Source organism: Bacillus sp. C1, assembly GCF_054570475.1.
Map to the genome: position 1 here is coordinate 91,126 of NZ_JBTMZT010000010.1, position 21,170 is coordinate 112,295.

The 21,170-nt window shown below is 34.3% G+C and carries 20 protein-coding genes and 1 riboswitch; of the genes, 4 read left to right on the forward strand and 16 right to left on the reverse strand.

Annotation, left to right across the window (positions count from 1 at the left end; genetic code table 11):
- Window positions 1-127: 127 nt before the first annotated feature.
- The 3 genes from ACX5JI_RS21050 to ACX5JI_RS21060 all read right to left on the reverse strand — a co-directional run bounded on the left by ACX5JI_RS21050 (window position 128) and on the right by ACX5JI_RS21060 (window position 4,203).
- Complete coding sequence (locus ACX5JI_RS21050) at window positions 128-1,927, reverse strand: Xaa-Pro dipeptidyl-peptidase (protein ID WP_459502969.1); 1,800 nt, start codon at window positions 1,925-1,927, stop codon at window positions 128-130.
- A gap of 208 nt (window positions 1,928-2,135) precedes the next feature.
- Window positions 2,136-3,563 (reverse strand): sensor histidine kinase, encoded by a 1,428-nt coding sequence (locus ACX5JI_RS21055; protein ID WP_459502970.1) that lies wholly within the window; start codon window positions 3,561-3,563, stop codon window positions 2,136-2,138.
- Window positions 3,556-4,203, reverse strand: coding sequence for a response regulator transcription factor (locus ACX5JI_RS21060; protein WP_459502971.1), 648 nt, complete (start codon window positions 4,201-4,203; stop codon window positions 3,556-3,558). Before ACX5JI_RS21060 ends, ACX5JI_RS21055 begins: the two co-directional genes overlap by 8 nt.
- A gap of 127 nt (window positions 4,204-4,330) precedes the next feature.
- On the opposite strand from ACX5JI_RS21060, the gene ACX5JI_RS21065 reads away from it, so the two are divergent.
- The gene (locus ACX5JI_RS21065; protein ID WP_459502972.1) at window positions 4,331-4,774 is read left to right on the forward strand and encodes a hypothetical protein; all 444 of its coding nucleotides are present in this window, start codon (window positions 4,331-4,333) and stop codon (window positions 4,772-4,774) included.
- A gap of 24 nt (window positions 4,775-4,798) precedes the next feature.
- Here the strand turns inward: ACX5JI_RS21065 and ACX5JI_RS21070 are convergent, their stop codons facing one another.
- The 4 genes from ACX5JI_RS21070 to ACX5JI_RS21085 form a co-directional block, all read right to left on the reverse strand.
- The gene (locus ACX5JI_RS21070) at window positions 4,799-5,524 is read right to left on the reverse strand and encodes a 5'-methylthioadenosine/adenosylhomocysteine nucleosidase (RefSeq protein WP_459502973.1); all 726 of its coding nucleotides are present in this window, start codon (window positions 5,522-5,524) and stop codon (window positions 4,799-4,801) included.
- A 41-nt stretch (window positions 5,525-5,565) separates the two neighbouring features.
- Complete coding sequence (locus ACX5JI_RS21075; RefSeq protein WP_459502974.1) at window positions 5,566-6,318, reverse strand: WecB/TagA/CpsF family glycosyltransferase; 753 nt, start codon at window positions 6,316-6,318, stop codon at window positions 5,566-5,568.
- 18 nt (window positions 6,319-6,336) lie between these two features.
- Complete coding sequence (locus ACX5JI_RS21080; protein ID WP_459502975.1) at window positions 6,337-7,983, reverse strand: M3 family metallopeptidase; 1,647 nt, start codon at window positions 7,981-7,983, stop codon at window positions 6,337-6,339.
- 98 nt (window positions 7,984-8,081) lie between these two features.
- Window positions 8,082-9,353: an APC family permease gene (locus ACX5JI_RS21085; RefSeq protein ID WP_459502976.1), complete on the reverse strand. Its 1,272-nt coding sequence runs from the start codon at window positions 9,351-9,353 to the stop codon at window positions 8,082-8,084.
- Between the two features lie 142 nt (window positions 9,354-9,495).
- On the opposite strand from ACX5JI_RS21085, the gene ACX5JI_RS21090 reads away from it, so the two are divergent.
- Entirely contained in the window at window positions 9,496-9,930 is a 435-nt protein-coding gene (locus ACX5JI_RS21090; RefSeq protein WP_459502977.1) for an Lrp/AsnC family transcriptional regulator, read from the forward strand.
- Window positions 9,931-10,198: 268 nt separating this feature from the next.
- Here the strand turns inward: ACX5JI_RS21090 and ACX5JI_RS21095 are convergent, their stop codons facing one another.
- The 6 genes from ACX5JI_RS21095 to ACX5JI_RS21120 form a co-directional block, all read right to left on the reverse strand.
- Window positions 10,199-11,047, reverse strand: coding sequence for an endonuclease I family protein (locus tag ACX5JI_RS21095; protein WP_459502978.1), 849 nt, complete (start codon window positions 11,045-11,047; stop codon window positions 10,199-10,201).
- A gap of 110 nt (window positions 11,048-11,157) precedes the next feature.
- On the reverse strand, window positions 11,158-12,585 hold the full coding sequence (locus ACX5JI_RS21100) for a zinc dependent phospholipase C family protein (RefSeq protein WP_459502979.1): 1,428 nt from the start codon (window positions 12,583-12,585) through the stop codon (window positions 11,158-11,160).
- Window positions 12,586-12,948: 363 nt separating this feature from the next.
- A complete protein-coding gene (locus ACX5JI_RS21105; protein ID WP_459502980.1) occupies window positions 12,949-13,353 on the reverse strand; it encodes a GRAM domain-containing protein in 405 nt (134 codons plus the stop codon).
- Between the two features lie 468 nt (window positions 13,354-13,821).
- Window positions 13,822-14,307, reverse strand: a complete 486-nt coding sequence (locus ACX5JI_RS21110; RefSeq protein ID WP_459502981.1) for an MgtC/SapB family protein — start codon at window positions 14,305-14,307, stop codon at window positions 13,822-13,824.
- A gap of 25 nt (window positions 14,308-14,332) precedes the next feature.
- A complete protein-coding gene (locus tag ACX5JI_RS21115; protein WP_459502982.1) occupies window positions 14,333-15,829 on the reverse strand; it encodes an amino acid permease in 1,497 nt (498 codons plus the stop codon).
- 90 nt (window positions 15,830-15,919) lie between these two features.
- Window positions 15,920-16,063, reverse strand: a riboswitch (cyclic di-AMP (ydaO/yuaA leader).
- A gap of 281 nt (window positions 16,064-16,344) precedes the next feature.
- On the reverse strand, window positions 16,345-17,205 hold the full coding sequence (locus tag ACX5JI_RS21120) for a DegV family protein (RefSeq protein ID WP_459502983.1): 861 nt from the start codon (window positions 17,203-17,205) through the stop codon (window positions 16,345-16,347).
- A gap of 263 nt (window positions 17,206-17,468) precedes the next feature.
- Here ACX5JI_RS21120 and ACX5JI_RS21125 point away from each other — a divergent pair, with 263 nt between their 5' ends.
- Together ACX5JI_RS21125 and ACX5JI_RS21130 are read left to right on the forward strand one after the other, a co-directional pair.
- Entirely contained in the window at window positions 17,469-17,900 is a 432-nt protein-coding gene (locus ACX5JI_RS21125; protein WP_459502984.1) for a GNAT family N-acetyltransferase, read from the forward strand.
- Window positions 17,901-18,242: 342 nt separating this feature from the next.
- Entirely contained in the window at window positions 18,243-18,563 is a 321-nt protein-coding gene (locus ACX5JI_RS21130) for a hypothetical protein (protein ID WP_459502985.1), read from the forward strand.
- Window positions 18,564-18,717: 154 nt separating this feature from the next.
- Here ACX5JI_RS21130 and ACX5JI_RS21135 read toward each other — a convergent pair whose 3' ends face one another.
- The 3 genes from ACX5JI_RS21135 to ACX5JI_RS21145 all read right to left on the reverse strand — a co-directional run bounded on the left by ACX5JI_RS21135 (window position 18,718) and on the right by ACX5JI_RS21145 (window position 21,146).
- Window positions 18,718-19,491 (reverse strand): collagen-like protein, encoded by a 774-nt coding sequence (locus ACX5JI_RS21135; protein WP_459502986.1) that lies wholly within the window; start codon window positions 19,489-19,491, stop codon window positions 18,718-18,720.
- Window positions 19,492-19,651: 160 nt separating this feature from the next.
- The gene (locus ACX5JI_RS21140) at window positions 19,652-19,789 is read right to left on the reverse strand and encodes a hypothetical protein (protein WP_459502987.1); all 138 of its coding nucleotides are present in this window, start codon (window positions 19,787-19,789) and stop codon (window positions 19,652-19,654) included.
- A 649-nt stretch (window positions 19,790-20,438) separates the two neighbouring features.
- Window positions 20,439-21,146, reverse strand: a complete 708-nt coding sequence (locus tag ACX5JI_RS21145; RefSeq protein WP_459502988.1) for a polymer-forming cytoskeletal protein — start codon at window positions 21,144-21,146, stop codon at window positions 20,439-20,441.
- Window positions 21,147-21,170 lie beyond the last annotated feature (24 nt).

Below are 21,170 nucleotides of genomic sequence, written 5' to 3' on the forward strand. Positions count from 1 at the left end.
AATATTATATAATAAATTCTATGTTATTTCAAAATAATATAGAATTTATACTAGAGAAGTATGTAGCGTTCCTTTACATTTCTACTTTTTTCACTCCAAAAAAGCCTCCAAATTTGGAGGCTTCCTTCTATTTCACAATTGGTAATGTTACTTCACTTCGTTTTACTGTAAGATTCGTCCCTGCTTTTGGACGAATTGTATAGTCATAGTCACTTGAAATGAGTACGACTCCTATTTGATGACCGGCTTGGAATACATAATCATCCGGCTGCATGTCCCATGTAAATGTATAATCTTTCCCTGGTATAATTGACGTTGACTGTTCTTTTCCATTCAAGTTTTGTGGGTCCATCCATCCTCTCGTCACAATTTCTGGTTTCGCACCGCCATAATCAACAAGTAATGCCGTTAAATTTGAAACTGGACGATTGATACTTCCTTTAAATGAAATTTTTGGTGTCCCGCTAATTCTCATTTCTCTCTCAAGCTTAGGCATTACATATACTAACCGATTTGGTGATTCTAATTCTGGATTGGCTATCAATTGATGCGATTTTATTTGTGCATCATCTAGCAATGAAGATACTTGTTGCACCGCACCCACTTGAAGCGGTAAATCTACTGCTTTATTACGTAACAACATACGTATTTTAGATGGAGCTGCTGCAGGGTCTGGCCAATTTTTTAATTTTTGCCACGCTTTATTTTCTCTTTGTACATCTACCATCGGTTCATTCATAATTCCATTTTCAATTCCGTATAACCAATAGTCAAACCATTTATTTTGTGTTTGCTGCCAGTTATTATCAGAAGTTCCACCATGTTCTCCTTGATGTAACCACATTTTACGAGGAACATGATTCTCTCCAAGCGCTTCCCACCACTGTGAAAACTGCTTTGTCTTTACGTTCCAATCATTCAAACCATGTACAACAAATACACTTGCCTTTACGTTTTTAGCGTCCTTCACGTAGTTACGCTTGTCCCAAAAATCGTTATAATCTCCTGTTTTTCGGTCTTGTCCATCCGTTAGCTCTTTTATGACTTTTTGACAAACTTCAGGATTCCACCTCGTTAACACCGCTTCGGCCATATTATCTGTATCTTCACCTTGGTAACCACCTGGTGCAACGACTGCTCCATTTGCACGGTAATAATCATACCAGCTACTAATTGCCGCAATTGGAATAATTGTCTTTAATCCTTCTACTCCAGTTGTTGCAACAGCATTCGGTAATGTTCCATTATAAGAAACACCTGTCATCCCGACATTTCCTGTAGACCAATCCGCGTTTGCCTCTTCTTCATATTGTGCGAATGCTTTTGCTCTTCCATTTACCCAATCAATAACAGCTTTTGTGCTAAGAATTTCTTGTTCATCCCCCGTTGTTGGGCATCCATCTGAGTTTCCAGTTCCGATGCTTTCCCCTAAAATAACAGCATATCCACGAGGAACATAGTAATTTCCATATGGACCAAGGTCAGTTGATCCTGCATAAGGTTTACCTCCAGTAGGATGTAATTCTTCATCTACATTATGAACTGGTACGTTCATTATTCCTGAACGGTAAGGACTCATTTCATAAATAACAGGAACTTTCACACCCGGTTCTGTTTTCGGTCGCATTACCTTTACTGATACACGATCCTTTCTTCCATTTCGGTCACTATCAATCTCAGTTTCTACAAATATATTTTCTACAATCGCCTCATCAAGTGAATAAATTGGCTTTGTCATTCCATCTTCCAACTCAATTTTTGTCGATTGAGCTAACGTTTCTGGCACTTTACCATTTAATGGTATATAGGAAAATTCCATCGAACGTTCTTCGTTCTTTTCTGCATGTACAGTAATGTTAGAGATACTTGATGTAAATGTTATTGAAAACATCGCTGACAGCGCAATTACAAACTGTTTTTTCTTCAAGCTTCTTCCTCCTTTATATTTTTTGTTACTCCTTTTACTATACAACTAAAAGACGGAAAATTCAGTTTTCGATTGGGCGAAAACTTGAGAAATTTGTAAGATAAATGTTCATGTGACATCTATTTGACAGAATGCAATTAATAAAAATAAAAAGAACCTACTTTCAATTTGAAGAGGTCCGAGTAAAAAGAGTAAAAGCTTTCACAAATTAGTCGTTTCTAACATGTGAAAGCTTTTTATTGTTAGCATGTAGATCTTGATAATGCTTTTCCATATACATATAAAATTGTATTTCTTCTTTTATAATAGAGACACCATACTCAAAACCATGTCGTTCTAAAATACTTTTTACAATGGCTAGTCCTAATCCAGTTCCTGATATTTCTTTATTACGTGAAGCTTCTGCTACATAAAATGGTTCCCAAATTTTTTCGATATCTGTACTGATTTCAGGATCAACCCCATTTTCAATACGAAAATATACATAATCATTTCTTTCTTCCAGTACAATCTTGATCTGCTGATTTGTTGTATATTTGACTGCATTTGAAACGAAATTATTAAATACCATTTTCATTTTATCAGCATCCGCATAAATACTAGTATCTCGTGCACGACAATCCATTTGTAGTTGGATCCCCTTAGCTTGGATTTCAATTTTATGTTTATCAATGATACCTTTAATCATGGTCCCTATCTGTACTTCTTCTTTTTGTAACAGGTCTCTTTCTAATTTCGAAAAGCGCAACAACTCTTCTATTAAATTTGCAAGTTGATCGGTTTGTTTAATAATTATATCTACATATGTCCCATCATCGAGACCATCTTTTATTCCCATCGAGTAAGCCTTCACTAACGCAATCGGTGTTTTTAATTCATGGGTAATATCTCCCATGAATTGCTTTAAATGTTCATTTCTATTCGTTAAATCTTGATGAGCTTCATATAATTTATCGCTCATCATATTGATACTAGTAGCCAAATCCCCTATTTCATCATTCGTTTTTACGTTTGTTCTCTTAAAATTAAGATGAGAAATATCTTCTGCAACATCGCTTAATTCTTTTAACGGTGTTGTAATCGTTTTTGATAATATCCAAACAAGTACAATAACAAGAAATATTGAAAAGCCAAATATATATATATTAAATGTATTAAGTGTCTCAATGAGTTCGTTTGAGTGAGCGATAGATACTCCCACTAACATTAACATGTCATTTTTCGAAATATAACTCGTAAAAAAGCTAGCCTTCAACTTCTCTTGATCATATAGTTTATTTATTTTTTTAGATTTCTCCACTTTCGTTATTTCTGTTTTTGTAATCCATAGCTTGTTCAATGTCACTCTCTTTTTTATAAGCTGAGAACGTAATGATTCATTAATTTCATCTTCTGTATTGTTTATAGGGGTATACACAATTGTTACATTATTCTCATTCTCAATTTGATTGATCGTATCTGTTAATTGTTCAACAGGCGCAGACTGAATTTGATCTGTAATGGCATGTAACTTTTCTCGCGTTTTGTATATATTATATTTCGGTAAAAAATAGTTCATTAACAATAATGAAATGGTAAATATAAGAATGATCGTTAACGATATACTAACAAAAAGTTTTTTACCAAGCTTATTCACGTTCATCCTCCAAACTGTAACCTAAACCGCGATGCGTTTTAATAACGTCCTCACCAATTTTTTTTCGTAATCGCCTAACATGTGTATCCACTGTCCGCTCATCTCCAAAATAATCAAAACCCCATACGATATCTAGTAACTTTTTACGTGTTAATATTGTACCTTTATGATTCAAAAAACATTTCATTAATTCGAACTCTGTTTTTGTAATTTCTAATTCTTTATCATGTTTATATACTTTATTTTTCGTCAAATCGATTTTAAGATCTTGAACTTGTATAACGTTATCTTGACCCAGTAGTTTTTTTGCGCGAGCAATTAAAATCCCTGGATGAAACGGCTTTTTCACATATTCATCTGCCCCGCTTTGCAAGGCATTAAGTTCATCCTCATTTTCACTTTTAGCAGTAAGCATTAACACTTTCACGCTCGAATTCTTTTTTATTTCCTGACACACAGTGATTCCATTCTGTTTTGGCATCATCCAGTCTAAAATAGCTAAATCAATTTTTTCTTCATAAAATATTTCAAGCGCTTCTTCTCCATCTTTTGCTAGAAGAACTTGAAATCCTTCTTTCTCGAAATACGCTTTTAAAATTTTCAGCATATCTTGCTCATCATCTGCAATTAATACTTTCATGTGTTTCTTCCTCCATTAACTATCTATTGAATGAATTGTAAACATTATCATACAATATTTTTGTTACATCAATGTGACAAAAATATTTATAGGATTTGAGGGAATAGTAAATATGAGGTGTTGTTCCATGTTTAGAAAAATAGGATGCATTTTTCTGTTTTCATTTTTATTATCAACAAATGTTTTCGCAGAAACAACGAAACAAATTGAAGTTTTTGATTGTCAAAAGGAAATGGTTATCCAAAAACAATCTCCAAACATAGAAATTCAAAAAGAAGTAATACAATATGCAAAATCCATTACTGGCGCATTTAAAAATTTAAATGTTGTCCCTAAAACTGGGCATATGGTGAAAATCCCTTTATCTAAACCTGTAGTCATTACAAATCAATGGATACACACAACGATAGATGAAGTCCTTGTACTCCTTCCACTTAACGAAAAGCCCTATATCATGATTTATGATGATGAAGATAATCCACACTTTTATTATGTACAAGGTCACCCTGAACATTTATTGAAGTATTTAAAAGTAACATCATCGTTACGTAAAGAGAAAAAGATTCCATAAGAATGTGCCTTATGGAATCTTTTTTTATAACCTTAAATAATGAGTCGATCCTTGATACGCGGTACTTTTCATATTCTTAATCATTTTAATAATGACCCTTGAAGATTGATTCGCCGCAACTTTTGCAAAGTTTTCATATGATATAGTTGCTTCATCATCCGCAGTATCAGAAATACATCGAATGACAAGAAATGGTACATCATTTATATACGCAACATGACCAATCGCCGCCCCTTCCATCTCTACACAATGCGGCTTATATTCAGCAATTAATTTTTCTTTCAGCTGCGCATCTTCAACAAAGCATTCTCCACTAACAATTCTGCCTTCATAAACGTTTCCTTCCAATCCAATTGCATTACATGAATTGAATGCAAGTTTTCTTAATTCCTGATCCGCAATGAACGATTCCTGAAATGGAAACAATCTTTTCATTTGTCCTTTATCTACATCATGATGTGTAACATTCGTGGAAATGACGAGATCTCCAACTTTCATACCTCCATGCAATCCACCTGCGACTCCAGTATTAATTATACAGTCTACTTCGAATTTATTTATTAATATTTGTGCGCATGAAGCTGCATTCACCTTTCCAACCCCACATCGCGTAAGAATAATTTCTTTATCCATGAAAATCCCTCGATAAAAAGGCATTTTAGCAAACGTAAATTCTTCGTGAATATCTAATTTTTCCAAAAGTAGGTCTATTTCGATTTGCATAGCTCCAATAATCCCGATTTTTTTCATTTGTCATTATACCTCTTCTCGATTACATATGAATTTTAAAATTAACGAACACTTTTCCGAACCCTCTCGGCTATAACAGATACTAAAAATTTTGGAAGGATCAACTGGCGTTTTATTCTTTTAGGTTGTGTCACTAACCGATATAACCATTCTGTTCCAGTATCCCTCATAATTTTTGGAGCTCGTTTTACTGTGCCGGATACAATATCAATCATACCTCCAATGCCAATAGATACAGGTACGTTTAATTTTTCAAGATTTTCATAGATGAATATTTCTTGCTTAGGAGACCCTAATCCTACTAATAGTAAGTGTGGTTCAAATTGTTGAATGCGAAGTTTGACTGCTTCTATCTGCTCATTTTTGATAAAACCATGTTCTCCTTCGAAAGTAGCATGTGGAAAACGCGCTTTTAAATTTTTTAACGCTTTCTCATTACTTTCTGGTGCAGCACCAAAAAGAAATACACGGTATCCATTTTGATTACATTCCTCTATTAAGTCATGCATTACATCTGCACCTGTAACACGATCTTTCAATGTTCCTTTTAAAATTTTAGAACCAAGTATTACACCTATTCCATCTGCTGTTATTAAATCCGCAGATAGCAAAATCTTTTTAAAACGGACGGATTCAGCCGAAGTTTCTTTAGCAGACATTACAATTTCAGGATTCGCTGTAACGATAAACTTTGGTTTATTTTCCTTTTCAGATAACCAACTTTTTAATATATCTATTACACGCTTATATTCTAAGCTACAAAATGGTATGTCTTTTATGTACTGCTGTTCCATGTCTTACATACACTTCCCCTATGTGTTCTTTTCACCCTCTTTTATAAGCTGCAAATATTCAGCAATATCTTTATTTATTTGGAGTAATGCTTTCTTCCAAAACGCATGATCAGCAAGATCAATATGAAAGTATTGTTTCACTAACTCCTCAACTGGGTGCTTTCCAGTCTCACATAAAAATGCTTTATATTTTGAATGAAACTCACCACCATCTTGTTTTGCAATTTCTAATAATCCTAAACTCAGTAAATAACCAACTGTATATGGATAATTGTAAAAAGGAACATTCGCTGTATAAAATTGACCATATTTCATCCAAACAAACGGTTGATATTCTGTTAAACCATTTCCATAAGCTTCTTTTTGTGAGACTATAGACAATTTCTCTAATTCATCCGCACTTAAAGGTCCCTTTTGACTTTCTTCATAAAATGTTTCCTCAAATTGAAATGAAGCTCGAATGGCCATTACATAATTAAAGCTATTTCTGATTTTCCAGCTAAGCAATGACTTTCTTAGTTCTTTGCGTTCAGCTGTTTTCACTAAGTAGTCTACAAGTACCATTTCAAAGAAAATGGATGCTGATTCAGCCATGCTCATTGGAAGACAATCATCCAAAAATGCGGTAGACTGCCTATTACTCATTACATAAAAATGCCATGCATGTCCTAATTCATGCGCTAATATTCTTACACTATCAATCGTTCCATCATACCGTAATGAAATGCGGGATTCTCTTTCACTAAAAAACGGAGCGCAAAATCCACTAGGAGGCTTATTATCTCTTGGTTCAGCATCAATCCATCCATTCATAATAGCCTGCTGTGCAAATTGTGCTAGTTCTTCATCAATATCCTTTAAGGCATCGTAAATATTTTCAACCGCAATTGAAAAAGGAATTTCAATTTGTTCCGTTTCTTCTGCGGTCATCAGTTCATGCCATGTAAATGTTTTTTTACTATTTTTATGAAAATCTAAAACACGCGATAACTTTTCAAGATTTCCTTCAATAGCGTTCCACATTTCCAATAACGCATTTTTAGAAATGCCGTTTGCTTGCAGGGATTGTGACAATACCTCTTTCTCTTGCATTCGGTTACTTTTTAGATTACGCAATCTCCCTATTTGATTCAGCACACTAGCAAATATCGCTTTCTCCTTTTCCAATGCCTCTGTAAGAGAAGTGAATACGGCTAATCTTTTAGAATCACTTTCCGCATTCATCGCAAGATAGTTTGCTTTTCCAAATGAAAGTACTTCATTATTATGATGTATTTCTAATCTATTTCGTAATTGGATGTACATGTCTTCCCAAGCTTTTAATTCATTCTCTATAAAGCTAATGCTTTGATTTTCAGAGAAGTTACTTTTTTCGTGATTTGATTCTTGTAATAATGAACGAACTTCCATTTTCAAATCATTTACTTTCCTCTGTGGAACAACTGTCGATTCCTCTACGTGTTCAGTAAAACGACAATACAAGTAGTACTCCGCCTTTTCGATCCGTTGTATCATTTGTGAAAGGGTTTCTGAGTCACTATTTTCTTTATATGTTTCTATTAATTGTTTAATAATTTCTATTTCTGTAGAGAACATAGGATCTTTTATGTCAGTATATAACCTTTCCAAATCCCATCGCGTTGGATGTTCTATGACTGGATTCATTTTATAACCCCCTATTTTTACAGATTATTACAATGAACTATTCATAGCTAATTATATATGAATCTTTTGAATTTAGATACATTGAAACATTCCGACTTTTATCCAAATATTTTATTTCTGTTTTTTTTGATATATAAATACGTTAAACATATCAACGCAACTACAATCGGAATGGCGATGACATCACCTATAAATGGATATACCATTACACAACATGTAAATGCTAATGCAGAAGAGATCTTTCCTACTCTATTTTTGATTAGCTTGATTCCCGCTGCCGTACCCACTATATATGTCACAATTCCTAATGAATTAGGGATTAGTACTAATTGATCTATGCTAACATGAAAAAAGAAACTTATGAAAAGTCCTATTATTGCAATGAAACCTACTATTATTAAAGCATTCGTTGGTGTATGGCTTTTTTTACTCAAACCCCTCAAGTAATTAGGGGCAAATCCCTCTTTCCCTAAAGAATAACCAAGCCGGCTCATACTTGCTATAAATGCATTCGTTGTCCCTAAACAAATGATAAAAGCTACTAATCCAACTAACCATGCGAATTGGTCACCTAATGTGTTTTTTATAACGATCACAAGAGCAGTACTATTATCAAACCCTATCGAATATGATTTTGTACCGATTACTGAAGCAGCAATTCCTATATATAAAAACCCAATAATGACAATAGCTATTCCTGTAGAAAAAATGATATTTCTTTTTCTTGGAGATTTAAATTCTGGTGCTAAACTTGAAATTGCTTCCCATCCAAAGAAAGACCAAAATATGAATAATGAAGCCTGTAAAATTGATTGTATTTCAGCTTCTGAAACGTTCAAACTCATATTCTTCATTTCAATCGTAGGTAATGAGCAAACAATTGTTAGGAGTAAGATCAGAAAAGTTGATACACCTATACATACTTGAAACACTCCGCTTATTTGCAATCCAAAGAAATTAAACCAAATAGCTATGCTTAAAATAAGAAAAGCAATCGCATATGCAAAGTAAACAGGAAAATCGAAGACTTTAGCAATATACATCCCGCCCGTTAGAGACACGATAATTTGCCCAACACTTCCAGCAATAAAAAAACACCATCCTATTATAGCTCCTACATTTCTTCCGAAAGCTTTTTCAGAAAACGTTGCAATTCCACCTGCACTCGGATACTCAATAGATAAAAATGCAAAAGTAAACGCAAGTGGGATACTAAGCAAAATCATTAAAAACCAAGAAACAATAGCACTTGGCCCCGCTATACTAGCTGTCATACCTGGTAAAATAAGAATTCCCGATCCTAAAACGGCCCCTACATATAAAGCTGTGCCTTTTCGAATGGAAATCGTTTCTTTAAAATCATTAGACATTCCATGCACCTCCATTTATATTTAAATTATAGAAAACTTTCAATCTATTTTATATTCAAAAATGAACATAAACATTTTCTAAACTTTATATTATGAAGGTATTTTAGTTATTTATTTTCAGTTTTGTAAAGGAGTATACATTATGGATGAAATCGATAAAAAGATCATTTTACTTTTACAAGAAGATGCCAGAATGACAATTAAAGAAATGACGGAACATTTACACCTTAGTCGTCCTAGTGTTACAGAAAGACTCAAACGATTATATGATGCAGGGATAATTGAAAAATATACCGCACGCATTTCTCCTGATGCAGTTGGCAAAGGAATTCAAGCGTTTTTAAGAATAGAGAACTTAAAAATCCCTTGCAAAAAATTCGAAGAGAACATATACAACGAACATAGAATACTTGAATGCCACCGAGTAACAGGAGAAAGTAGCTATTATTTAAAAGTGGCTGTGCAATCAATGAAAGAATTAGAATCATTAATCGATATTGTCATCCCGTTTGGTACGGTAAAAACCTCTATGATACTCTCCTCACCAATCCCTTATAGACCCATTATTGTGGAGTAAATATATAAATCTAAATTTTAAAAATGACATAAAACCATTCTTTTTAGTTGGGAGAGAGTATCCGGCCATGCATAGAAGCGATCAGCCCTTCTTCTTGCCCCATGCCAAGTTAAAACAAAGAGAGAAAATGAGTGTAGTACACTTTTTGTTCTTCATAGCAGCGGGTTATGTGTCGAAAAATCAAAATGGATTTATATATAAGAAAGGAGTGGCCATTAGGACCACTCCTTTCTACTTTACATTTTTATCAAACCATAACTTTACTCATCTATTTCCAAATCTCATTCACCCATTCAGGATGATCAATAAATGGATTACGATTATGTTGATACTTTGAGTAGATTATTTCATTACGCTTTCGCTCAAAGTCATCAACAGGATCTTGTTCATTCCATTTTAGTAAGACAGATAGTTTTCCCATATATGGATCTTTATTGTTATTCACTCGCTCATTAAGTTCTAAATCTACTTCACCGTTATCCCCTTCATAACGAACAGCCATGTAAAATAACATTCTAGCAATATCACCTTTTACACTATCACGAGGTTCCCAAGAATCATTATCGTATTTACACTCTGTCGCTTCTGAATGATTCACGCCACCGTTATCAAAATCCAAATTTCCACGTGAACTATTGACAGATACATCCGTCGCTCTTAAATGGTGTAGATCCGTTCCTGGTCCTGCTGCTGTCCCAAAATTACCGTGAGATTTTGCCCAAACATGCTCTCGGTTCCAGTTATCTACACCTGAACCATTTGTAAGTTTCCCTTGCGAACGCCCTGTATATAAAAGGATCACATTATTTTTATTATTTGGATCTTCATCCGTATCTCTTAATGCATCCCAAACCGCACTGTATGATATTTTTGTATGATCATCAATAATAGTATGAAGTTCCTTTTTTAATTCTGAACCCGTTTTCCCCTTCGTACTATTATAATACGTATCATCATAATTAGTTGCAGTAACCTCTTGTGTTAAAACTGCCCCTGCTTTCGTAGTCGCTGAAACTGCTTCAGCATATGTAGTATTTGTAAATGACAAGGACGAAGAACCTAAAATAAAGAATGAAGAAATAGCAACCATACCTAGTTTTGTTTTTTGAAATGACATATATACAAATCCCCTTTGAAATTAGATACTAGCAAATGAACAAGATCTCATTTTAAACACATGAACTATTATTACACTATATATATTTTCTTTCTCTCTTTTAGAAGATCCTATTCAACTGAAATAAATTTCCACGCTTTTGGTGTATCCGTTTTCTTCCCTAACACAATCCAGCTCTTTTCGTTACCATTTCCTTGATAATTTACTGGGTATCCATCTGTATATAGGTAATACTCAGATGGGTTATTCGGATTTGGGTACACTTTAAACTGAGCAGTATTTGTTTTTTGTTCTGCAAGATGTACCCAATTTGTCATATTAGAGTAATTGAGAAATACGTAATTATCATAGTTAGACTGCGTCATTTTCAGCAGTGCACTTTCTCCCTGGTGAAGAATTCCATTATTCTCTTTATCAAATACAAACTGAACTGGTGTCCCATGAACTTTATTATCATCTACGTGATTAGATAATAGTGCATAGTCATTCCTCGCATACGTTTCAAAAGTCAAACCTCTATTTGAAAACTCACTCGGCACAACGAAATATTTTTTATGTTCTTGTATTGCTTCTCCCTTAAAATCTTTTACTACAGTTTTTTCAATATCTTCAGCAGCAGTTTTGCCAACATATGTTTTAAACCATAAATGGATAAACCCTGCCGTATTCCTTTGAGCTGTTTCTAAACTTCTCTGAACAGCTGGCATAACTTCTTGTTGCCAAAGAACATTGTTTCCTTTATTATAATGAGATTTAATCTGATCACTAGTAATATTCGTGATTTCTACTTTTGCGAGTCTTGCAGTTTCATGAATCCATTGTTTTGGATCATTAGAATTCACTAAACCATATACGCCTTTTCCGTCCTTCACTTCAAATTGTGTTTGAATTGTCGTCACATAATTTTCAAAGGCACTATGAAACTTTAAGGCACTCATATCGACAGCTGTAAAATTAGCAGCATGCATTGGCTGAGTCGCATCTGTGAAGTAGTGCGTCGCAACACCTAAATAATAAAAAGCTTGTTTTCGGTCATCCTTCTTAAAGTATTCACCTGCTAATTTAAAATATTTATCTCCTTGCGAGAGGGCTGTTGGTTCTTCTTCCCCTTTATAGTTCTTTCTCGTATCAGGATCGTAGAAATGAGATTTCCATCCTCCCCTAATTAGCCCGTCAATACCGATTGTACCTGTACCTCCATCGTTAAACTCATCCAGGTAATCAGCATCATAAAGACCTCTTTCAAATAACTCCTTATATTCAGGAGTATTTAAAAATTGTAATTCATTTGCTTGCACCGTCTTATCTTGATTACGACTCATAATTTGAACCGCATTTCGCGCAATCCATAAGTGTGTACTTTCATTAGGATGGTGCGGATGCTCCGCAGACCATCTCTTCACACGTTTGTGCTCTTGGTTCTCTTGTTTCACTACTTCTCCTATTCCACAAGCAGACGCTTCTGTTGGAATTGTTATAGTAATGGAAGATATTGCTGTTATAAAAGCTAGTGTACATAATTTCTTTTTCCTGTTCATATCGTTCTCCTACATTTCATTTTCATCGATAACTGAAACGCTTTTACTCTTTATAAAAGGATTGTTCTCTATTGGAGTGTATTAAGATATCCTCCTTAAAAACTTAATTCAATAATAACCTAATATACCTTAATTTATTTATGCAATTATACATATTTAATTGCATATAAAAAATCATAGTTGAGTTTTCACGCCAACATTTTGACCACTATCACTGGAATCCTTGATATTTAGGAGTGAACATATCCGAAATCTGAAAATGTGTAGAACCCAATACACGAATATGCCGAAAATAGTTTGTATACAAAAATTCTTATTTTCTTTTAAACAATTAAATTTTAAATGTACTTTTGTTAAAATTAATTAATTGGACATAGCCTTCACTTTTTCAAAAAAATCTTTTAAATGTACAAATTCCTCTTCATTTCCGCGTGCTGAAAAAACATCTTGATCTTGATGGGAAATAACAATAACAGGAATCATTTTAAAAAGCGTAAAAGCTTGTTTTTTCTCTTTTATTTCATTAATTGCGTGGTAAGGTATCTGTAATGAAATAGGAAACTTGCCAAATACTTCACTATAAAATAAAAGCTGGCGTTCTGTGCAAGCTAGAATACCTCTCATAGGTGTAGAATTCCCATTTGGTACTCCTACTAAGCCAGATATACCGCTTTGCATCTCATAATAAGCCGAAATCATATGTTGTATATTTTCATTTGAAGATATTTTCTCTTGAAATTCTTGCATTGCATGTTCTTTCAAACTCATGTAGATATCTCCTTATATTAAAATTTACTTTGTTTTTTTATCAAAATGGAAAAAATTAAATATTAATAAGAAAGCTTGCATTACTAAAAATGGGATTGTTATAACTAAAAAAACAAAATCAATGACTAATCACTCTTCATACAAATAACTTGGGTATACTGTTACAAATTGTAAATCCCATTGACGCATATAATATAAAAATATCATAACATAAAAATAAATAGATTAATAACTCGCTTTTTCATCTATACTTATCACTATGCTCATTTAAAAACTGACTCAGTTTTTTCTGTAAGGGATAACAAACTTAAGTATTTGGAGTACAGAAAAGGATAGATATGGTACTCTAACTTTATCTATCCTTTTTTATTACATTTTTTCACTTTTGAGGCACATCATAATATTAGCTTGATGGGCATGGAATTCCACCAACAAAATTACAGTTTTAAAAATCGTTTTTCCCTAACACTATTTTTTCTCCGATGCTTTATGCTGCACTCGATAAGAAAGAGAATGAACCCGCTGTGAATATTTAAAACCTGTCTCAGCTTTTTGAGAAACCCATTTTGAAACGGGTCTTAGTAAACTATTTATACTAACAATCAAAATCGTTCCTGTTATAGCTATTAGTAAATAACCGCTGCCAGCTAACGTCCCTACAGCCGCAGAACACCATAAGGTTGCGGCTGTATCTAGACCTCGTACTGTTAATCCATCTTTCATAATAACGCCAGCACCTAAAAAACCAATCCCGCTTACAATTTGAGAAGCAATTCTTGTCGGTGTATTGTCGTGCGGAGTAAGCACACTTAATAGCACAAAAAGTGCAGCACCTACAGAGACAAGTATATTTGTACGTAATCCAGCTATACAGTTGTGCCATTGTCTCTCTAATCCTATTATTGCTCCCACAAGTATTGCTACTAATAATCTGAGTACAATGTCTAGTTCCATATGTCTATCTCCCTAATTTCCATTCTTAATGATCAGGATGCTCTAAATCGACTTGTTGTAATGGAATCACCTTTGTTTTTTTCATAACTTTATAGCTTAACCAAAATGCTAAAAATAGTGGTAATCCAATATAAGTAGCAAGTACTTCATACCAATCCACATGTGATCCTGTAAATGCGGAATAATTCTGTCCTAAAAGAATAATGGTACATGTTATAAACGCTAAAATAGGACCGATCGGATACCATTTCGCTTGATATGGGAGTTTGTTAAGATCCTTCCCTTGATGTAGATAAGCTCGCCGAAAACGATAGTGGCTTACAGCAATTCCTAACCAGACAATAAATCCACAAAGTCCCGAAGCATTCAAAAGCCATATAAATGCTTGACCTTCCCCAAATAAAGAAGCTGTAAATGCTATGGTTGCTACAGTCGTTGTCATAAGTAATGCATAAATAGGAATACCTTGTTTATTCATTTTTTTAAAGCATTTTGGGGCTTTCCCTTCTTTTGCCATTACCCATAACATTCGGGTTGCAACATACATTCCAGAATTACCTGCTGATAGAACGGATGTTAAAATAACTGCATTCATAACAGAAGCTGCAAACGCGAATCCAACTTTCTCAAATACTAGTGTAAAGGGACTCATTGTAATATTACCAATGTCATTGTTGGCTAAATTCGGATCTGTGTAGGGAACTATGACTCCAATTACACAGATGGTAAGTATGTAAAATAAGAGAATTCTCCAAAAGATTTGCCGCACAGCTTTTGGAATGTGCTTTTTAGGATCTTTACTTTCTCCAGCTACAATTCCGACCATTTCTGTACCTTGAAAAGAAAACCCTGCAATCATAAATACACTAAATATAGAAAGAAAACCTCCATGAAAAGGTGCGTCTCCCATTGTTAGATTATGAAACCCAGTAGAGTCTCCTTTAAAAACCCCAAATATCGTTGCGATTCCTAACGTAATAAACACAATAATGGTAATAACTTTTATAAGTGAAAGCCAAAACTCCATTTCTCCATAATGTTTCACTGAAAGGATATTCACTCCAAACATAAATAGGATGAATAACACACTCCAAAGAATAGACGAGCTATATGGAAACCAATATTTCATAAGAATGGCTCCTGCTGAAATTTCAACTGCAATGGTAATCGTCCAACTAAACCAGTAATTCCATCCAATCGCAAAACCGAATGCCGGATCTACAAATTTAGAAGCATACGTACTAAAAGAACCCGATGTAGGCATATACGCTGCCATTTCTCCTAAGCTGGTCATCAACAGATACACAATACAGCCAATTAACAAATAAGCTAAAACTGCTCCGCCAGGTCCTGCTGTATGAATAGTATTTCCGCTTGCAATAAATAATCCCGTACCGATGCTTCCCCCTATAGAAATCATTGTTAAATGTCTCATCCCAAGTTCCCTTCTTAACTCAGAAGGCTGGGAATGAGAAGAAAAAGAAAAAAGCGAATTTGTAGTTTTTATGGGTGTCCCTTTCAAATGCCTCATCCTTTTTTGAATTATTTTCCAGTAAAAAGGTATAAAAAAAGACACCGAAGTTTACCCAGTGTTTTTGAAAATCACCATAGTATCTCCTCTCAAAACGCTTACGAGGTTAGCTGTCGGATTCGGGCCTAGAGAGTAGCCCTACCTACATGTAAGAAGGATTCACCCCAAGTGCAATCGCACAAAAGTTGGTTCCCCCGCTCCATATGGACTCAGCGAATAGTGATATGAATTTATGTACAATATATTACTCCTATGCCCTGCTGTTTGTAAATAAGATAATTAATTATTTTTACAATTTATATTTTTCGAAGAGTACAAAACATCCCGTATAAACAGACACATATACCACACAATGATTGGAGGTTCCTGTATTCACTGAAAAATCATCGCTATAATTAAGTTCCTTTACATGTATCATATGTTTTAAATCAAACGCAGTTCACTTATGAAAAGATCATAATATATTATATCTATATAAAAAAGGGTTGATCATCATGATCAACCCTTTACTCTACCTCATTTAAGAAGAACAATGTTAAAACGCCTGGCCCTGTATGTGCTCCGATTGCTGATCCGATTGTGTTTACAATAAACACTTCACAGCCAAATCTTTCAGTAATTAATGCTTGTAATGCATTCGCAGTTTCTAAATCGTCACCATGTGTGATTCCGATTGTTTGACCTGTAAGATTATTCCCCCGCTCTTCCATAATGTCAAGCATTCGGCTTAAAACTTTCTTTTTACCTCTTATCTTTTCAAGTGGTACAAGCTTACCTTCTTCTACATTTAAAATTGGTTTAATATTTAATAAGCCACCAATAAATCCAGCTACCTTACTTAACCGCCCGCCTCTTACAAGATACTGCAAATCAGCTACCGTAAAGATATGTTCCATACGTTTTGTTAGAAAAGCAATCCGGTTCAAAATTTCTTCTTTCGATGCACCCTTTTTAGCCATTTTGGCAGCTTCTAATACGACAATCCCTTGACCAAGTGAAGCACATTTTGTATCGATGATTTCTAAATCGAGATCTGGATTTTCTTCTTTTACCTCTTCCTTAATAACAACCGAAGATTGATATGTACCTGAAAGTTCAGATGAAAATGCTAAATAAATACAAGGTGTCCCTAGCTTCGCATATGTAGTAAATTTCTCTTGGAACGTTTCTAATGAAGGCAGTGATGTTTTGTAAACTTCGCCTTCTCTCATTTTCTGTAATAATTGAACCGATTCTAATGTAACACCATCTAAATATTCTGTTTCAGCTTCATCATATACACGAAGTGGTATTAAATCTATATCGTAAGCTTGCAGCAATTCTATTGGTAAATCCGCCGCACTATCGGTAATAATTTTAACACTCATTTTTTAAACCTCTATTCTATTATAAGTATACTAAAATAAGAACAATTACCTTTAAATTATATACGTAAACCACTATTGAAGAAAGAAAAAGTATTATTAAACTATTCTATATTCTATGCACGGAATATTGAAAGATGAACTTCATTGTCAAAATGACATGTAAACTACCTATATCAAGTTAAATACCATACTGCTAGTTCGTTACAAATAATAGTATTTCCTATACAATATAAATAGCAGAATTTTCAAAGGAGTGTATTTTTATGGAAATCAAATTTGCTTCATCAGAGGATTTAGAATGGATTAATCATCAATATAAAATAGTTGGATTTGTATCCAGTGACTTAAAAAAAGATAAAGTGGCAATTGTGACACACAACGAAGAATATGCGGGAGTTGGACGTCTCGTTCAGATTGATGAGAGTACGATAGAAATGGGCGGTATTTACATACTCCCTAAATATAGAGGGTATAAATTAGCTGGAGAGCTCGTTTCTTTCTTAGTAAACGAAGCAAAACAATCTAATGTACCTAATACTTATTGCATTCCTTTTGAAGAGCTGGCATCTTTTTATAAAAAATATGGTTTTAAAGAAGTGAACCTTGATCAAGAGACTGTTCCTTCTACTATTCTGACTAAATATAAATGGTGCTTGCAAGAATACGATAAGAATGTTTTATTGTTTAAGTTATAAAACTTTAGTGAGAGCCCTCACTAATCGGACTTTGACGGGCATTTTCTCTCTAAGTTAACTTCTGTATTTTCGATAAATTTCGCCGTAGGAGTATTGTTACCCATTCATACAGGATTCATTTAAAACCTTCACTTTTCACGAACAGAATGAACGCAATTACTTGTTAGTACGACCGAAGAATGAAACTGTACCAGGTTGTGTCCAAATAATATAAACAATGCCTAGTAAGAGTATTTAAAAAGGATCATTCACTTTACGAAAGGAAACAATTTCATCTTTCCACGAAAAAACGTTATAATAAACTGTAGCCTCTACGATTACGTTATAAAGGAGAATGAAGCAATGGCTAAAATTAAAGTATATCAAGTAAAAGAAGAAAGTATGGAAGCAGTAAAAAACATCATTGATGTCGAAGAACAAAATCCCACGACTGCTGACATACAAAACCTATACACATGTGTATTAAATACTGAGGATATGGCATTGCCTGAATCATATATAGAAGAAGATATTTTAATCGATTCTATTGAAGTAATGGTAAACGTTTCTCAAAATAAATTAAGAGACCTAGGTACATACGATGTAATTGAAGTCCAAAACAAAGGTAAAAAAACACAAATTTTATTATTAACAGACGATGAATACGAAGTAATTGAAGGCTAATTGAGTTTTGACTGAACAACATCGCTTATAAGCGCCCCAGGTAAGCTTAAGGAATAAAAATGAAAAAATAACAAAACCCACAGAGAAAATACATTTCCTCTGTGGGTTTTCGTCTTGTAAAAAAGGATTTTGAAACGTCTCCTAAAAAATTATACTATGCTAATTTCACTATATCAATATTAGCTCCTTCAAAAGTTAATGTATGAGCTGAGCCATTAACTAACGATAATACACCAGGAGCTGCCCCTGTATTAAATACGGCTTGTGAACTGTGTGATACTCTAACTGCATCTGGGAAAACTGTACTTAAACCAATTAAATTAAACTCACTTTGTGTTCCTCCAAGTAAAGCTCCATCCAAATTGAATTGCACGATTGCAGTTCCTTGATTAGCAAGACCTAAATTTGTTGCAACTTCATAAGCAGCATAATATGTTTGATTCGGCTCTAATACAATAAAAGGTGATGGTGGTGTATGAGTAATTGCTGTTCCATTAATAGTATTATTAGTAGATAAAAGAGCATCAGCTCCAGCTGCTACCGTTTGAATTGCAGGATTCGTTATACGAGCATTATTAGCTGTTACAAGTGGTCCTGTTACTCCTGTTACTCCTGTTACCCCCGTTGCTCCTGTTGCTCCTGTTGCTCCTGTTGCTCCTGTTGCTCCTGTTGCTCCTGTTGCTCCTGTTGCTCCTGTTGCTCCTGTTGCTCCTGTTGCTCCTGTTGGACCTGTTGGACCTGTTGGGCCTGGATCTCCTGTTGCTCCCGTTGCCCCTGTTGCTCCTGTTGCTCCTGTTGCTCCTGTTGCTCCTGTTGCCCCTGTTGCCCCTGTTGCTCCTGTTGCTCCCGTTGGGCCTAAAAATTCAGGGAATGCGCATGGGAAACAGTCATTAGGAAAAAAAGGATTACAATTATTGAACTTACCCATTCTTTTACTCACTCCTTCAGAAATAATTCTGTACATGAACTAGCCATTTAAATCATATATTTTATACTTTAACAGTTTATGAAATAAGGTCGAAATGTGTTTGTGCAAAGGCTGATTTTAATTAACAGGCCTACATTAAAATGAATTCGTTTTTTATGTTTTACCATGGATGTTGTGGGATTTTCGCATCAATCATAAATCCTAATTCTGCACTTGCAGAGCTTATAATATGATTTACTACTTCTTTCATTACAACCTTGATGTAAGCTCCTGTTCTTTCCAAAGATTCAGCCGACACTTTTCATTTTACTGTCACCTACAAAATAAACTTTCATATATTATTTTGTAGCCGTGTCTTTTAATAGATACGTTCGCAATTTTCCACTCCTTTTGTCACTTTCATGATGCCATTTTATGATTCATTATGAAAAAGAGCACTACTCGAAGATGCTCTTTTTCATTTTTTATGCCCATAGCGATTCTATTTAGATGCGTCATACATCAATATTACGAACTTCCATAAAAACTTATCTTTAAGTAGAAGATTACATTTATCTATGCATAAACCAAAAAGAGAAAAGGAGTGCAGGTCTCCTTTTCTCTTTTTGGCTTCATAGCCACAACTTATATTCAACAGGGGTATATATAAATGCAATTTGATTTTCTAACAGATACATGATGGTTATGAAGAACAGACAGAGACCTTCACTCATTTTCTCCTTCTGTTTTCACATGGAATGGGGCTAAAAAAGGCACTGACCGCTTCTATCCATGGCCGGATTCTCTCATCCATCTGAAAAGAATGGTTTGATGTTCGTTTTTTAATTTGGATTTATATATAATGACACCATGTATCAACCTGATAATACTAGATAATCCAAATACCACATCAAACAATCCGAGTTTATGATTACTTGCAACTCTATATGTCCCTCTCATTCTTATACCTATATTTGTTTATGTTCTTTTACCACTGATGTTCCTTTTTGATTAAAACTCGTATGATATTCTACAACACTTATTTCACAACCAGGACCAATTGTAATATTGTTTCCCCTTACGACTTCCGCTATTGTATGTTCTAAATAAATGTCATCTCCTTCGATAGTTGATGTTTGAAGATTACCAGTATGGCTGATAAAAGGATTAAATCTAGCTTTTTTTCGTATACTAATCTTTTTCCCGCCAATTTCTCGAACTTTACTTCCCTCAAAACGAAGTGTAATTTGAATATGTTCCGCGTTTAATAAACCTTCACTTTCAAGTCCGCCAACTAATAATAATTCTTCTACTTCAATGTCCTCCTTAACATTTAAAGCACCTTTAACATCTACTACATTACCAGATAATCTCCCTTTCGTTTCAAGCATGCCTCTAACTTTCGTTTTGTCAACGTGAGCATTACCTTGTACTTGAGCATTACCGTATACTTTCACATATTCTGCTTGTAAACTCCCTTGTACTTCGCTATCTCCATATACTACATAATTTTTCGCCTTCACATTACCATGAACATCACTCGTTCCGTATGTTTTAAACTCATTACAACTAAGCTGATTAGAAATTGTTCCTTCGCCGCGAATTTTCACTTTACTATAATCTCCACCTGCCGAACTACCCGATCCGTTCACAGTGAGGCTATGCTGCTTTTCCATACGTATTCCTCTCTTCCTAGAAAA

Coding starts and splice junctions, on each gene's coding strand:
- ACX5JI_RS21060 (WP_459502971.1), bottom strand. CDS start 4,203: ATGAAAGTATTAATTGCAGATGATGAGCAAGATATGCTGAAAATTTTA.
- ACX5JI_RS21065 (WP_459502972.1), top strand. CDS start 4,331: ATGTTTAGAAAAATAGGATGCATTTTTCTGTTTTCATTTTTATTATCA.
- ACX5JI_RS21070 (WP_459502973.1), bottom strand. CDS start 5,524: ATGAAAAAAATCGGGATTATTGGAGCTATGCAAATCGAAATAGACCTA.
- ACX5JI_RS21075 (WP_459502974.1), bottom strand. CDS start 6,318: ATGGAACAGCAGTACATAAAAGACATACCATTTTGTAGCTTAGAATAT.
- ACX5JI_RS21080 (WP_459502975.1), bottom strand. CDS start 7,983: ATGAATCCAGTCATAGAACATCCAACGCGATGGGATTTGGAAAGGTTA.
- ACX5JI_RS21085 (WP_459502976.1), bottom strand. CDS start 9,353: ATGTCTAATGATTTTAAAGAAACGATTTCCATTCGAAAAGGCACAGCT.
- ACX5JI_RS21090 (WP_459502977.1), top strand. CDS start 9,496: ATGGATGAAATCGATAAAAAGATCATTTTACTTTTACAAGAAGATGCC.
- ACX5JI_RS21095 (WP_459502978.1), bottom strand. CDS start 11,047: ATGTCATTTCAAAAAACAAAACTAGGTATGGTTGCTATTTCTTCATTC.
- ACX5JI_RS21100 (WP_459502979.1), bottom strand. CDS start 12,585: ATGAACAGGAAAAAGAAATTATGTACACTAGCTTTTATAACAGCAATA.
- ACX5JI_RS21105 (WP_459502980.1), bottom strand. CDS start 13,353: ATGAGTTTGAAAGAACATGCAATGCAAGAATTTCAAGAGAAAATATCT.
- ACX5JI_RS21110 (WP_459502981.1), bottom strand. CDS start 14,307: ATGGAACTAGACATTGTACTCAGATTATTAGTAGCAATACTTGTGGGA.
- ACX5JI_RS21120 (WP_459502983.1), bottom strand. CDS start 17,205: ATGAGTGTTAAAATTATTACCGATAGTGCGGCGGATTTACCAATAGAA.
- ACX5JI_RS21125 (WP_459502984.1), top strand. CDS start 17,469: ATGGAAATCAAATTTGCTTCATCAGAGGATTTAGAATGGATTAATCAT.
- ACX5JI_RS21130 (WP_459502985.1), top strand. CDS start 18,243: ATGGCTAAAATTAAAGTATATCAAGTAAAAGAAGAAAGTATGGAAGCA.
- ACX5JI_RS21135 (WP_459502986.1), bottom strand. CDS start 19,491: ATGGGTAAGTTCAATAATTGTAATCCTTTTTTTCCTAATGACTGTTTC.
- ACX5JI_RS21145 (WP_459502988.1), bottom strand. CDS start 21,146: ATGGAAAAGCAGCATAGCCTCACTGTGAACGGATCGGGTAGTTCGGCA.